We start from the raw sequence: 12,924 nt of genomic DNA on the forward strand, positions 1-12,924 counted from the left end.
TCTGCAGTTGAATCGCGCAGTTCCCGATCGGGTTCGCGGGAGGTCGGGGACCGGTCCGGTGAGGGGTCGGTCCGCGTCCCGGCGGCGCCCACCGCTATATGAAGGCACGCAGAATGAGGGACAACGCAAATGACCAGTCTAGGGCCGCGGCGCAGGTCTGTCCACACGGCCGGTGGACGCCGGGCGTCCACCGGCCGTAGGATGAGGAATTTTCGTGGTGCGCGTCTCAGCCCCGCCGGTAGAACGGCAGCTCGACGACCTCCACGGGGGCGCGCCGGCCGCGCACGTCGGCCTCGAGCGCCGTGCCGGGGGCGGAGACCTCCGGGCGCACGAGGGCCATCGCGACCGGGTGGCCGAGGGTCGGGGACGGCACCCCGGAGGTGACCTCGCCGACCTGCTCGTCGCCGGAGACCACGGCGTTGCCGGCGCGCACCGGCCGCCGCCCCAGCCCCCTGAGCCCCACGAGCACCCGCGCGGGCGCGGACGCGGCCTGCGCCTCGAGCGCGGCGCGGCCGGTGAACGGTCCCTCCTTGGTCCGCAGGGCCGCCTCGACGAGCCGGCCGAGGCCGGCCTCGGCGGCCGTGGTCCCCGTGCCCAGCTCGTGGCCGTAGAGCGGCATCCCGGCCTCCAGGCGCAGCGAGTCGCGGGCGGCCAGGCCCGCGGGCACCACGCCCCGGTCCTCCCCCGCCGCCAGCAGCGCGTCCCAGACCGTGCGGGCGTGCTCGGGGGCCGTGTACAGCTCGAAGCCGTCCTCGCCGGTGTACCCGGTGCGGGCCACCAGCGCGGGCACGCCCGCGACCTCGGTGGGCACGCACGCGTAGTAGCGCAGGGCGCGCACGGCCTCCGCGTCGGCGCAGCCGGCGGCGAGCAGGACGTCCTCGGCCGCCGGGCCCTGGACGGCCACGAGGGCCGTGGCCTCCGTGCGGTCCTCGACGACGACGTCGAAGCCCTCCGCCCGCGCGCGCAGCTCCCGCAGCGCGGTCGCCGTGTTGGCGGCGTTGGGCACCACGAGGAACCGGTCCTCGGCGAGGCGGTAGGTGATCAGGTCGTCGAGCACCCGCCCGTCCTCGTCCACGAGCAGGGTGTACTTGGCGCGGCCGGGGGCCAGGACGCTCATCCGGGAGACGAGCGCGGCGTCCAGGAACTGCGCCGCCTGCGGGCCCTCGACCGCGATCTCGCCCATGTGGGAGAGGTCGAAGAGCCCGGCGGCCCGGCGCACCGCGTGGTGCTCGGCGACGTCGTTGGCGTACTTCAGCGGCATCTGCCAGCCGCCGAAGTCGGTGAACACGGCGCCGGCCTCCCGGTGGGCGGCCTCGAGCGGGGTGGTGCGGGCGCTCACCGGGCGGCCTCCTGCTCCAGGGCCTCCTCGCGCTCGGCGCGCTCGGCGGCGGCGAACGCCTCGATCGGCGGGCAGCTGCAGACCAGGTTGCGGTCGCCGGCGGCGTTCTCGACGCGGCCCACGGGCGACCAGTACTTGCCCAGGCGCAGCTCGGGCAGGGGGTAGGCGGCCAGGGAGCGCGGGTAGGCCCGGTCCCAGTCGTCGGCGGTGAGCACCTCGGCCGTGTGCGGGGCGTGGCGCAGCACGGAGTCCTCCACCGCGACCTCCCCCTCGGCGACGGCCGTCATCTCGGCGTGGATGGCGCGCATCGCGTCGACGAAGCGGTCCAGCTCGGCGAGGTTCTCCGACTCGGTCGGCTCGACCATCAGCGTGCCCGCGACGGGGAACGCGAGGGTCGGGGCGTGGAAGCCGTAGTCGATCAGCCGCTTGCACACGTCCTCGGCGGTGACCCCGGAGGCCTTGGTCAGCGGGCGCAGGTCGAGGATGCACTCGTGGGCGACGAACCCGCCCGGGCCCGTGTAGAGCGTCGGGAAGACGTCGGCCAGGCGCGCCGAGACGTAGTTCGCCGCCAGGATGGCGGTGCGCGAGGACTCGGTGAGGCCCTCCCCGCCGGTCATGGCGATGTACATCCAGGAGATCGGCAGCACCCCGGCGGAGCCCCAGCGGGCCTGGGAGACCGGGAACGCCTCGGCCTCCGGGTCGGCCGCGGCGGCCGCCGGGTCCTCGGGCAGGAACGGCACGAGGTGCTCGGCCACCGCGACGGGGCCCACGCCGGGCCCGCCCCCGCCGTGGGGGATGCAGAAGGTCTTGTGCAGGTTCAGGTGGGAGACGTCCCCGCCGAAGCGCCCGGGCCGGGCCAGGCCCATGAGGGCGTTGAGATTGGCGCCGTCGACGTAGACCTGGCCGCCGGCCTCGTGCACGGCGGCGCAGACCTCGGTGACCTGCTCCTCGAACACCCCGTGGGTCGAGGGGTAGGTGATCATGATCCCGGCGAGCTCGTCGCCGGTCTGCGCGATCCGCTCCCGCAGGTCCGCCATGTCCACCGAGCCGTCGGCGGCGGTGGCGACGACGACGACCTTGAGGTCGGCGAGCACGGCCGAGGCCGCGTTGGTCCCGTGGGCGGAGGAGGGGATGAGGATCGTCTTGCGCTGCCGGTCGCCGCGGGAGAGGTGGTAGCGGCGGATCGCGAGCAGCCCGGCCAGCTCGCCCTGGGAGCCGGCGTTGGGCTGGACGGACACGGCGGCGTAGCCGGTGATCTCGGTCAGCCAGGTCTCGAGCTGGCCGATGAGCTCCTGCCAGCCCAGGGTCTGGTCCTCGGGGGCCAGCGGGTGGATCGAGGCGAGCTCGGGCCAGCTGATCGGCTCCATCTCGGCGGCGGCGTTGAGCTTCATGGTGCACGAGCCCAGCGGGATCATCGTGCGGTCCAGGGCCAGGTCCTTGTCCGCCAGCCCGCGCAGCCAGCGCATCATGGCGGTCTCGGAGCGGTGGGTGTTGAACACCGGGTGGGCGAGGTAGCCGTCGGTGCGCAGCAGGGCCCCGGGCAGCGCCCACGCGCCCTCCGGCGCGTCCTGCTCGGGGGCGGCGGCGCCGAAGGCCGCGAGCACGGCGTCGACGTCGCGCTCGTCGTGCGGCTCGCCCAGGGAGACGGAGACCCGGTCGGCGTCGACGCGGCGCAGGTTGATCCCCCGCTCGGCGGCGGCGGCGACCACGGCGTCGGCGCGGCCGGGGACCTGCGCGAGGACGGTGTCGAAGAAGTGCTCGTGCACCACGGTGGTGCCGGCGGCCGCCAGGCCGGTGGCGAGGCGGGCGGCGAGCCCGTGCACGCGCTCGGCGATCGCGCGCAGCCCGTCGGGGCCGTGGTAGGCGGCGTAGGCGCCGGCCACGACGGCCAGCAGCGCCTGGGCGGTGCAGATGTTGGAGGTGGCCTTCTCGCGGCGGATGTGCTGCTCGCGGGTCTGCAGCGCGAGCCGGTAGGCGGGCCGGCCGGAGGAGTCGGTGGACACGCCCACGAGGCGGCCCGGCAGGTTGCGCTCGAAGCCCTTGCGGCAGGCGATGAACGCGGCGTGGGGGCCGCCGAAGAACAGGGGCACCCCGAAGCGCTGGGCGGAGCCGACGGCGATGTCCACGTCCTGCTCCCCCGGGGAGCGCAGCAGGGTCAGCGCCAGCAGGTCGGTGGTCGCGGTCACGAGCGCGCCGGCGGCACGGGCCTGCTCGACGCGGGGGGCCAGCTCGGCGACGTCGCCGTCGACGCCGACGTGGGCCAGGACCACGCCGAAGAACTCGCCCTCGGGCAGCTCCGCGGTGAGGTCCGCGACGACGAGCTCGACGCCCACGGCCCGGCAGCGTCCGCGCAGCACGGCGAGGGTCTGCGGCAGGGTGCGGGCGTCGACGAGCACCCGGTCGCTCGTCGAGCGCCGGTTGGCGCGGCGCATCATGAGCACCGCCTCGGCCACGGCCGAGGACTCGTCCAGCAGGGAGGCGTTGGCGAGGTCGAGGCCGGTGAGGTCCATGACCGCGTTCTGGAAGGTCAGCAGGGCCTCGAGCCGGCCCTGGGAGATCTCCGGCTGGTACGGGGTGTAGGAGGTGTACCAGGCGGGGTTCTCGAGGATGTTGCGCCGCAGCACCGGCGGGGTCACGGTCTCGGCGTAGCCCTGGCCGATCATCTGGGTCATCACGCGGTTCTTGGCCGCGATCCGGCGCAGGGCCGTGAGGGCCTCGTGCTCCGACATCGGCGCGGGCAGGCGCAGCGGGGCGTCGGCGACGATCCCGCGCGGGACCGCGCGGGCGACGAGGTCGTCGAGGTCGGCCGCGCCGACCGTCTCGAGCATGGTCCGGGTCTCGGCCGCGTCGGGGCCGAGGTGGCGTGCCAGGAAGGACAAGGTCAGCTCCTCGTTCTCGAGGCCCCGGTCGGGGCCCGTCCGGTCTCCCCGCTCTGTTCGCTGACCTGAGAGTTTTCGCCGCCCGGGGGCGGCCTGCACCGTCGGTGGCCGGCACCCCCGGCCGGTGGCCGGGGAGGCGGGACCTCTTCAGAGTGGCCTGCTCGCGGCGGTTCTGGGGCCTGAGAGATTCCCGGGGAGGAGTTGCTCCTTCGGCGCCGGTCCCGTCCTCCGCGGGCGGTTCCGGACTCTCCCGCCGCGCGTGGTCGGCCGAGATGTGGTTGTGCCTCCAGTGTCGCACAGATGCCCCGCCGCTCCCCCGCCCCGGACGGACCGCCGGGAGGCCCGGGCAACGGCACGAGGCCCCGGACGCGGTGCGTCCGGGGCCTCGGCAGGGCGCGTCCGCGAGGGGCGCGTCCGGGGTGCTACTTGAGGGTGACGGTGGCGCCGGCGCCCTCGAGGGCCTCCTTGGCCTTGTCCGCGGTCTCCTTGTTGGCGCCCTCGAGCACGGCCTTGGGGGCCGAGTCCACGAGGTCCTTGGCCTCCTTGAGGCCGAGGGAGGTCAGCGCGCGGACCTCCTTGATGACCTGGATCTTCTTGTCGCCGGCGGCCTCGAGGACGACGTCGAACTCGGTCTGCTCCTCGGCCTCCTCGGCGGCACCGGCGGCCGGGGCGGCCGCGCCGGCGACGGCCACGGGGGCGGCGGCGGTGACGTCGAAGGTCTCCTCGAACGCCTTGACGAACTCGGAGAGCTCGATCAGGGAGAGCTCCTTGAAGGCGTCGATCAGTTCTTCGGTGGTGAGCTTGGCCATGGTTGTGGCTCCTTTTCGATGGGGTGCCCCGACCGGGTTCGTCGGCGCGGGACGGGACGTTTCCGTGGTGAGAATGTGCCTCGCGGCGGGTGCTGGTTAGGCGCCCTGCTCCTCGACCTTGGCGCGCAGCGCCTCCGCGGTGCGGACGGTCTTGGACAGCGGGGCCTGGAACAGCGCGGCGGCCTTGGACAGCGACGCCTGGGCGGCGCCGGCGACCTTGGCGAGCAGCACCTCGCGGGACTCGAGGTCCGCGAGCTGCTTGATCTCGGCCTCGCTGAGCGCCTTGCCCTCGAGGTAGCCGCCCTTGACCACGAGCTGCGGGTTCGCCTTGGCGAAGTCACGCAGGCTCTTGGCGGCCTCGACGGGGTCGCCCGAGACGAAGGCGATGGCGCTCGGGCCGGCGAGCTGGCCGTCGAACGCGTCGATGCCCAGCTCCTTGGCCGCGATCGCGGTCAGCGTGTTCTTCACCACGGCGTATTCGGCGTTCTCACCGAGCGAGCGGCGCAGCTCCTTGAGCTGGGCCACGGTGAGACCGCGGTACTCAGTCAGGACAGCAGCGTCCGAGTTGGAGAACAGCTCCTTCAACTCGGCGACCGCGGCTGCCTTTTCCGGGTTCGCCATGGTACTCCTTCCGGTCTTCGATGCCGGTGCGCTGCCGAGGGGCCCGGACACGGAAAAGGCCCCGCGCAGATGCCCGGGGCCGGCCGCTGCGGGCCGTGGAGAGGCGCGCGCGGCTGTGCTGGTTCACCTGCGCTGGCCGTTCCGGGAACGGAACTCTTACGGCTGCTCCCCCGGCGCACCGCGTCCCGAACGGGATGCGGCAGGCATGGGGAACCACGACCGGCGGTCTTTGGTGCCCCCACGCTACCGCACGGGGGCGCGGGGACCAAATCGGGCCGCGCCGGCCCGGACCTCACAGGGCGGGGACCTCGCGCGACCACACGCCGCTGCGCCCGGCGACCCGGAAGCCCAGGCGGGCGTTGACCCGGCCCATCCGGTCGTCGCCGCTGTGGCTCCACGTGTACACGGTCCGCACCTCGGGGGCCTCCGCCTCGAGGCGGCGCAGGTTGGCCAGCTTGAGCCGGGTGCCGAGCCACCGGCGCCGGTGCTCGCGCAGGACCACGGTCTCGTCCTGCATGGCGATCGTGGGGTGCGGACCGGCCAGGACCAGCTCGGTCATCCCCACGAGCCGGCCGCTGGGCGCGTGCTCGGCGACCGCGATGAGGGAGCGGTGCCCCGCCTCGGCGCGCAGCTGCTCGGTGCGCCGCACCCGCTCGGCGTCCCACGGGTCGGGGTCGGGGGCCGCCGGCGGGAGGTAGGAGTCCCCGGCCATGCGCGAGTGCAGCACGGCGAGCTCGTCGAGCCAGCGCTCCGGGGCCGGGCCCGACCAGGTGTGCACGCGGTAGGGACTGTCCTGCCCCGTGGGCGCGAGCAGCCGCCGGACCCGCTCCTGCGGCAGGGGCAGGTCCAGGACCGCGAAGTCGCTGACCGACTCGAGCCGGTAGCCGGCGGCCAGCGCGAACCGGGTCTGCCGGTTGGACAGGGGCAGGCGCCCGGAGCCGTCGGCGGCGTCGACCCACTCGACGGTCTGCGGGGTGATCATCGGCAGCACGCCGGTGACGCTGCCGTCCCCCTCGATCTCGGCGGGACCGGGGTGCTCGGTCTGGATGCGGAACCGCCGGCGGGACTCCCCCAGCGCGAGCTGCTCGGCGGCGGCGAGCAGCTCGCTGCCGGTGCCCTGCGAGGTGACCGAGGGATCGACGTCGACGACGATGTGGGCGGAGTCGGTGGCGCCCATCAGGGGCATCCGCACCTCGGCGCGGCCGGCGAGGCGCCCGTCGACCTCGGCGCGCAGGATCGCCACCCGCTCGAAGGGGTCCTTGAGGTCCCGGTAGAGCTCCTCGGGGCCGGCGGTGAGCTCGCTGATGCCCCACACGTGCTGGCGGGAGCGGCGCACCAGCTCGACGACCTCGCCCAGGCGGCGCCGGGCGTCGTCGTCGAACGCGTCGGGGATGCGCATCAGCTCGATGTGCACCGAGGGGTGCTCGCTCACGGTGGTTCCTTCCGGTGCGCTGGGGGACGCGGTCCGGGCCGGGGCCCGGGAGGACGGCGAGGGGCCCGGCCGCGATCCGGCCGGGCCCCTCCCGGTGGGCCCGCGAGGGGCCCGGGGGTGCCGGTGTCAGGCGCCGACGACGACCTCGGTGACGTTCGGGTCCACCGGGATGCCGGGGCCGAAGGTGGTGGTGACGGTCGCCTTGGTGATGTAGCGGCCCTTCGACGCGGACGGCTTCAGGCGGAGGATCTCCTCGAGCGCCGCGCCGTAGTTCTCGGCGAGCTGGGCGGCGTCGAAGGAGGTCTTGCCCACGATGAAGTGCAGGTTCGAGTGCTTGTCCACGCGGAAGTCGATCTTGCCGCCCTTGATGTCGGTCACGGCCTTGGCGACGTCCATGGTCACGGTGCCGGTCTTCGGGTTCGGCATGAGGTTGCGGGGGCCGAGGACCTTGCCCAGGCGGCCGACCTTGCCCATCATGTCCGGGGTCGCCACGGCGGCGTCGAAGTCGGTCCAGCCGCCCTGGATGCGGGCGATGAGGTCGTCGGAGCCCACGATGTCCGCACCGGCGGCCTCGGCGGCCGCGGCCTTGTCGCCGGTCGCGAAGACCACGACGCGCGCGGTCTTGCCGGTGCCGTGCGGCAGGTTCACGGTGCCGCGGACCATCTGGTCGGCCTTGCGGGGGTCGACGCCGAGGCGGAGGGCGACCTCCACGGTCGAGTCGGTCTTGGCGGTGTCGATCTCCTTGGCCAGGGCGACGGCCTCGGCGGGGCTGTAGAGCCTGCCCTGCTCGACCTTGGCCTCTGCCGCCCGGTACGCCTTGCTGCGCTTCGCCATCTGCTTCTTCTCCTTGTGCAGTTGTGGTCTGCGGGCCGCGCTCGGCCCTGCCACGGGATAACGGTGTGGGGTGGGGATCAGCGGGTGCTGATCACTCGACCTCGATGCCCATGGAACGGGCGGTGCCGGCGATGATCTTGGCCGCGGCCTCGACGTCGTTGGCGTTGAGGTCCTCCTTCTTGGTCTCGGCGATCTCACGGACCTGGTCCATGGTGAGCTTGCCGACCTTCTGGGTGTGCGGGACACCGGAGCCCTTGGCGACGCCGGCGGCCTTCTTGATCAGCTGCGCGGCGGGCGGGGTCTTCGTGATGAAGGTGAACGAGCGGTCCTCGTAGACCGTGATCTCGACGGGGACGATGTTGCCCCGCTGGGACTCCGTGGCCGCGTTGTAGGCCTTGCAGAATTCCATGATGTTGACGCCGTGCTGACCGAGAGCCGGACCCACGGGAGGAGCCGGGTTGGCGGCACCTGCCTGGATCTGCAGCTTGATCAGGCCTGCGACCTTCTTCTTGGGAGCCATGTGCTGGTCCTTCTCTTGCTGGACGTACCGGCGCACAGGAGCGTACGACGGCGGGTGGCCGCCGTGGCGCGGCGGCCGCACGGCCCCTGCCCGCGAGAGCGTGCGCGGGCGGGAGGCCGGGGTCTGGGGTGCGGGCCGGGGCCCGCGGGGTCAGATCTTGGAGACCTGGTTGAAGCCGAGGGTCACCGGCGTCTCGCGCTCGAAGATGGACACGAGCACGACGAGCTGCTGGGACTCGACCTTGATCTCGGAGATCGTGGCGGGGAGGGTCTCGAACGGGCCCTCCTTGACGATGACGGACTCACCGACCTCGAAGTCGACGTCCACCTGCGGCTGGGCGCTCGGGCGCTCGGCGGCCTCGGCGCCGGCGGCGGCCGGGGTCTCGAAGGTCGGGTTGAGCATCTCGACGACCTCGTCGAGGCGCAGGGGCACGGGGTTGTAGGCGTCCTGGCCCACGAAGCCGGTCACGCCCGGGGTGTGGCGCACGGCGCCCCACGAGGCGTCGGTGAGGTTCATCCGCACGAGCACGTAGCCCGGGATCCGCACGCGGCGCACGGTCTTGCGCTGCGCGTTCTTGATCTCGACGACCTCCTCCATCGGCACCTCGATCTGGAAGATGTCCTCCTCCATGTTGAGGGACTGGATACGGGTCTCGAGGTTCGTCTTCACGCGGTTCTCGTAGCCGGCGTAGGTGTGGATGACGTACCAGTCGCCCTCCTGGCGGCGCAGCTGCGACTTGAACTCCTCGAGGGGGTCCACGGCCGGCTCGGGGGTCTGCTCGGCGGCCGCGGGCTCGTCCGCGTCCTGCACGGCGACGCCCTCGGCGGCCTGCGGAGCCTCGGCCTGCTCGGTCGCGGCCTGCTCGGTCGCGTCGGCCTGCGTCTGCTGCTCGGCGGCGCCCTCCGCCGCCTCGGCGGTCTCGGTGCCGTTGTCGAGCTCGTGCTCGGTCACTGGATCTCCCTGCTGTGGTCGTGGTCGGTCGTGCTCTGGTGCGCCCTGCGGCGCACGCGCGGGGGTCAGCCGCCGGCGGCGTTGCTCCCCTGCCCGAAGACCCACAGGGCGGCCTGGCCGAACGCCAGGTCCAGGACGGAGATCAGCACCATCATGAACGCGACGAACACGAGGACGACCAGGACGTAGTTGACCAGCTCGCGCCGGGTCGGGGTGACGACCTTCCGGAGCTCGCCCACCACCTGGCGCAGGAACAGCAGGAGCCGGCCCAGGATCCCGCGGGACCCCTCGGCGCCGGGGCCGGAGGGCTGTCCCGGGACCCGGCCGGCGGTGGTCTGCGACATCGGCTCTCCCTGGTGGACTCGTGCGCGCCGTGCGGCGTCGCCTGCTCGTCCGGACGGCGTGGCCCTGCGCGGGCCGCCGCGGGCCCGGGCGGGCACCCCCGCTTCCACGGGAGCGCCCGGACCCGGCCCGGACTGGAGCAGGGCAGACAGGACTCGAACCTGCAACCTGCGGTTTTGGAGACCGCTGCGCTACCAATTGCGCCACTGCCCTGTGCGCCTCGTGGGCCGCGCCCGGCGCGCTGCGCCGGGGCCGCTCACCAGGACCCGGTCGCCGACTCTACCACCCGGCCCCCGCCTGGGGGGCGCGGCCGGTTCGGGCGCCGACGACACCAGTCGACCATCCTAGGCGCAACGGGTGCACCGGTGCAATCCGCGGCCGCGCCCGCGCGCCGGGGCCGGGGCCGTCCCCGCGGGCGGCGTCCGCCGGGACGTAGCATGGGGACCGTCCCGGCGGGCGCCCCCCGGTCCCGCCCGTCCCCGTCCCAGGAGGCCCCCGGTCATGACCGCATCCCGCATCTCCCGGCGCGTCGGCGCCATCGCAGAGTCCGCGACGCTCGCGGTCGACGCGAAGGCCAAGGCGCTCAAGGCCGCCGGCCGGCCCGTGATCGGCTTCGGCGCCGGGGAGCCGGACTTCCCGACCCCGCAGTACATCGTCGACGCCGCGGCCGAGGCCCTGCGCGACCCCGCGAACTTCCGCTACTCCCCCGCCGCCGGCCTGCCCGAGCTGCGGCGGGCGATCGCCGAGCAGACCGCCCGGGACAGCGGCCTCGACGTGGACCCGTCCCGGGTGCTCGTGACCAACGGCGGCAAGCAGGCCGTCTTCCAGGCCTTCGCGACCGTCGTGGACGAGGGCGACGACGTGCTGCTGCCCGCCCCGTACTGGACGACCTACCCGGAGGCGATCAAGCTCGCCGGCGGCCGGCCCGTCGAGGTCTTCGCCGGTCCCGAGCTCGGCTACAAGGTCACCCCCGAGCTGCTCGAGCAGGCGTGGACGCCGCGCACCAAGGCGCTGCTGTTCTGCTCGCCGTCGAACCCCACGGGCGCGGTGTACACCCCCGAGGAGACCGCGGCCGTGGGCCGCTGGGCCGCGGAGAAGGGGATCTTCGTCCTCACCGACGAGATCTACCAGCACCTGACCTACGACGGCGTGCCGTTCACCTCGATCGCCGCCGCCGTCCCCGAGCTGGGCGAGAACGTGGTGCTGCTCAACGGCGTGGCCAAGACCTACGCGATGACCGGCTGGCGCGTGGGCTGGCTGATCGGCGCTCCGGACGTCGTGAAGGCCGCGACGAACCTGCAGTCCCACCTGACCTCCAACGTCAACAACATCGCCCAGCGCGCCGCGCTCGCCGCGGTCTCCGGGCCGCTGGACGAGGTGCACCGGATGCGGGAGTCCTTCGACCGCCGGCGCCGGGCGCTCGTGGCCGGCCTCGACGCGATCGAGGGCGTGCAGTGCCCCGTGCCGACCGGCGCCTTCTACGCCTACGCCGACGTGCGGGGGCTGCTGGGCCGCCGCTTCGGCGACGTGACCCCGCGGACCTCGGCGGAGCTCGCCGGGCTGGTCCTGGAGCGGGCGGAGGTCGCGGTGGTCCCCGGCGAGGCGTTCGGGCCCTCCGGGTTCCTGCGCCTGTCCTACGCCCTGGGCGACGACGACCTCGCCGAGGGCGTGCGCCGGCTCCAGGAGCTGCTCGGGAGCGCGGCGTGAGCGCCGCGGCCGCCGTGCGCACCCTCGACGCCGTCCCCGCCTCCGCGGCCGTGACCGCGGGGCTGCTGGGCGGCTACGCGACCGCCCGCGCCACCGGGGTGCGCCCGCTGGGCGGCGCCGTGCTCGCCGCGGCCGGGGCGGTCGCCGCCCACCGGTGGTGGCACCGCGGCGGGCCCGCGGTCACGGCCGGGCTCGCCGGGCTCTACGTCCTGGGCTTCGGGGCCTCCCACCCGCTGGCCAGGCGCCTCGGGGCCTGGCCCTCGGTGCTCGCGGTCACCGCCGCCAACGCCACGGCCAACCTCGTGCTGGTGGACCGGCCCGGCCGCTGAGGCCCGGACCGCCGTGTCCCGGGTCCGCTCCGCACGGCGGGCTCAGTCGCCGACCGCGTCCCGGCCCCGGCGCACGATGAGCGGGTCCGGGGCGTGGACCACCTCCGGGTCCTTGTCCTCGTAGTCGAACTGGTCCAGGAAGTATCGCATCGCGTTGAGCCGGGCGCGCTTCTTGTCGTTGGACTTCACCGTGATCCACGGGGCGTGGTCGGTGTCGGTGCGCAGGAACATCTCCTCCTTCGCCTCCGTGTAGTCCTCCCACCGGTCCAGGGACGCCAGGTCGTTGGGGGAGAGCTTCCACCGCCGCACCGGATCGATCTGGCGGATCGCGAAGCGGGTGCGCTGCTCCTGCTGGGTGACGGAGAACCAGAACTTCGTCAGGTGGATCCCGGAGTCCACGAGCATCTTCTCGAACACCGGGGCCTGGGCCATGAACTGCTCGTACTGCTCCGGGGTGCAGAAGCCCATGACCGGCTCGACCACCGCCCGGTTGTACCAGGAGCGGTCGAACATCACGATCTCCCCGGCCGTGGGCAGGTGGCCGACGTAGCGCTGGAAGTACCACTGCCCCCGCTCCCGGTCCGAGGGCGTGGTCAGGGCCACGACCCGGGCCGCCCGGGGATTGAGGTACTCGGTGAAGCGCTTGATCGTCCCGCCCTTGCCCGCCGCGTCGCGGCCCTCGAAGACGATCACGTGCTGGAGCTCGTGGTCCTGGGCCCAGTACTGGAACTTCAGCAGCTCGATCTGCAGCCGGTACTTCTCCAGCTCGTAGTCCTCCCGCGACATCAGCTCGTCGTAGGGATAGTCCTCCCGCCAGGTCTGAACCGCCGAGCCCCCCGGGTCGACCAGGTCGGGGTCGGGCGACTGCCCGTCGCGCACCGTGTAGCCCTGCCCGACGATCTTGTCGATGAACTCCCGCAGGTTCTCCCGTCCCGGGTCCGCGCCCTCGGCCATCCGCGTGCCTCCTCCCGGCCCGGTGCGGGCCACGTCGTCCCCGCAGTCTAGGCGCGCCCGCACCGGACGCCCGTGCGGACGGGGGCACCCGGGCCCGGCCGGGCCCGTTCACTAGACTGGGCGGACCGGGTGCGCCCGGTCCGCACGAGCCCGCCACCCGGCACCGCCCACGACCCGTGGTCCGGCGCCGGGCGACCCCGGAGGAGA

Annotated in this window: 12 protein-coding genes, 1 tRNA gene and 1 riboswitch; of the genes, 2 read left to right on the plus strand and 11 right to left on the minus strand. The window is 73.8% G+C overall.

The genetic code is table 11. The features are described 5' to 3' along the window. Nucleotides 1-226: 226 nt before the first annotated feature. The 10 genes from gcvT to AS188_RS14180 all read right to left on the minus strand — a co-directional run bounded on the left by gcvT (nt 227) and on the right by AS188_RS14180 (nt 9,940). The gene (gcvT, locus tag AS188_RS14135) at nt 227-1,339 is read right to left on the minus strand and encodes a glycine cleavage system aminomethyltransferase GcvT (RefSeq protein ID WP_058859380.1); all 1,113 of its coding nucleotides are present in this window, start codon (nt 1,337-1,339) and stop codon (nt 227-229) included. Then, entirely contained in the window at nt 1,336-4,218 is a 2,883-nt protein-coding gene (gene gcvP, locus AS188_RS14140; protein WP_058859381.1) for an aminomethyl-transferring glycine dehydrogenase, read from the minus strand. Before gcvP ends, gcvT begins: the two co-directional genes overlap by 4 nt. Nucleotides 4,219-4,375: 157 nt before the next feature. Then, a riboswitch (glycine riboswitch) is annotated at nt 4,376-4,481 on the minus strand. Nucleotides 4,482-4,640: 159 nt separating this feature from the next. Continuing rightward, entirely contained in the window at nt 4,641-5,027 is a 387-nt protein-coding gene (rplL, locus tag AS188_RS14145; RefSeq protein ID WP_058859382.1) for a 50S ribosomal protein L7/L12, read from the minus strand. A 96-nt stretch (nt 5,028-5,123) separates the two neighbouring features. After that, complete coding sequence (rplJ, locus tag AS188_RS14150) at nt 5,124-5,648, minus strand: 50S ribosomal protein L10 (RefSeq protein WP_058859383.1); 525 nt, start codon at nt 5,646-5,648, stop codon at nt 5,124-5,126. Nucleotides 5,649-5,940: 292 nt separating this feature from the next. Further along, nucleotides 5,941-7,080 (minus strand): GNAT family N-acetyltransferase, encoded by a 1,140-nt coding sequence (locus AS188_RS14155; RefSeq protein ID WP_058859384.1) that lies wholly within the window; start codon nt 7,078-7,080, stop codon nt 5,941-5,943. 126 nt (nt 7,081-7,206) lie between these two features. Then, complete coding sequence (rplA, locus tag AS188_RS14160) at nt 7,207-7,914, minus strand: 50S ribosomal protein L1 (RefSeq protein WP_058859385.1); 708 nt, start codon at nt 7,912-7,914, stop codon at nt 7,207-7,209. A gap of 91 nt (nt 7,915-8,005) precedes the next feature. After that, complete coding sequence (rplK, locus tag AS188_RS14165; protein WP_058859386.1) at nt 8,006-8,434, minus strand: 50S ribosomal protein L11; 429 nt, start codon at nt 8,432-8,434, stop codon at nt 8,006-8,008. A 150-nt stretch (nt 8,435-8,584) separates the two neighbouring features. Further along, nucleotides 8,585-9,385, minus strand: a complete 801-nt coding sequence (nusG, locus tag AS188_RS14170; protein WP_058859387.1) for a transcription termination/antitermination protein NusG — start codon at nt 9,383-9,385, stop codon at nt 8,585-8,587. A 65-nt stretch (nt 9,386-9,450) separates the two neighbouring features. Further along, on the minus strand, nt 9,451-9,729 hold the full coding sequence (secE, locus tag AS188_RS14175; protein ID WP_058859388.1) for a preprotein translocase subunit SecE: 279 nt from the start codon (nt 9,727-9,729) through the stop codon (nt 9,451-9,453). A 138-nt stretch (nt 9,730-9,867) separates the two neighbouring features. Further along, a tRNA-Trp gene (locus AS188_RS14180) sits at nt 9,868-9,940 on the minus strand. Nucleotides 9,941-10,228: 288 nt separating this feature from the next. Between AS188_RS14180 and AS188_RS14185 the strand changes: the two genes are divergently transcribed. Continuing rightward, the gene (locus tag AS188_RS14185; protein WP_058859389.1) at nt 10,229-11,434 is read left to right on the plus strand and encodes a pyridoxal phosphate-dependent aminotransferase; all 1,206 of its coding nucleotides are present in this window, start codon (nt 10,229-10,231) and stop codon (nt 11,432-11,434) included. Beyond that, the gene (locus AS188_RS14190; protein WP_058859390.1) at nt 11,431-11,763 is read left to right on the plus strand and encodes a hypothetical protein; all 333 of its coding nucleotides are present in this window, start codon (nt 11,431-11,433) and stop codon (nt 11,761-11,763) included. The genes AS188_RS14185 and AS188_RS14190 overlap by 4 nt, the downstream gene beginning before the upstream one ends. Before the next feature lie 42 nt (nt 11,764-11,805). Here the strand turns inward: AS188_RS14190 and ppk2 are convergent, their stop codons facing one another. Continuing rightward, nucleotides 11,806-12,717 carry a polyphosphate kinase 2 gene (gene ppk2 / locus AS188_RS14195; protein WP_058859391.1) on the minus strand — a complete coding sequence of 304 codons (912 nt, stop codon included), beginning with the start codon at nt 12,715-12,717 and terminating at the stop codon, nt 11,806-11,808. Nucleotides 12,718-12,924 lie beyond the last annotated feature (207 nt).

The organism is Kocuria flava (genome assembly GCF_001482365.1).
Lineage (GTDB): Bacteria > Actinomycetota > Actinomycetes > Actinomycetales > Micrococcaceae > Kocuria > Kocuria flava.

Coding starts and splice junctions, on each gene's coding strand:
- rplL (WP_058859382.1), bottom strand. CDS start 5,027: ATGGCCAAGCTCACCACCGAAGAACTGATCGACGCCTTCAAGGAGCTC.
- rplJ (WP_058859383.1), bottom strand. CDS start 5,648: ATGGCGAACCCGGAAAAGGCAGCCGCGGTCGCCGAGTTGAAGGAGCTG.
- rplA (WP_058859385.1), bottom strand. CDS start 7,914: ATGGCGAAGCGCAGCAAGGCGTACCGGGCGGCAGAGGCCAAGGTCGAG.
- rplK (WP_058859386.1), bottom strand. CDS start 8,434: ATGGCTCCCAAGAAGAAGGTCGCAGGCCTGATCAAGCTGCAGATCCAG.
- secE (WP_058859388.1), bottom strand. CDS start 9,729: ATGTCGCAGACCACCGCCGGCCGGGTCCCGGGACAGCCCTCCGGCCCC.
- AS188_RS14185 (WP_058859389.1), top strand. CDS start 10,229: ATGACCGCATCCCGCATCTCCCGGCGCGTCGGCGCCATCGCAGAGTCC.
- ppk2 (WP_058859391.1), bottom strand. CDS start 12,717: ATGGCCGAGGGCGCGGACCCGGGACGGGAGAACCTGCGGGAGTTCATC.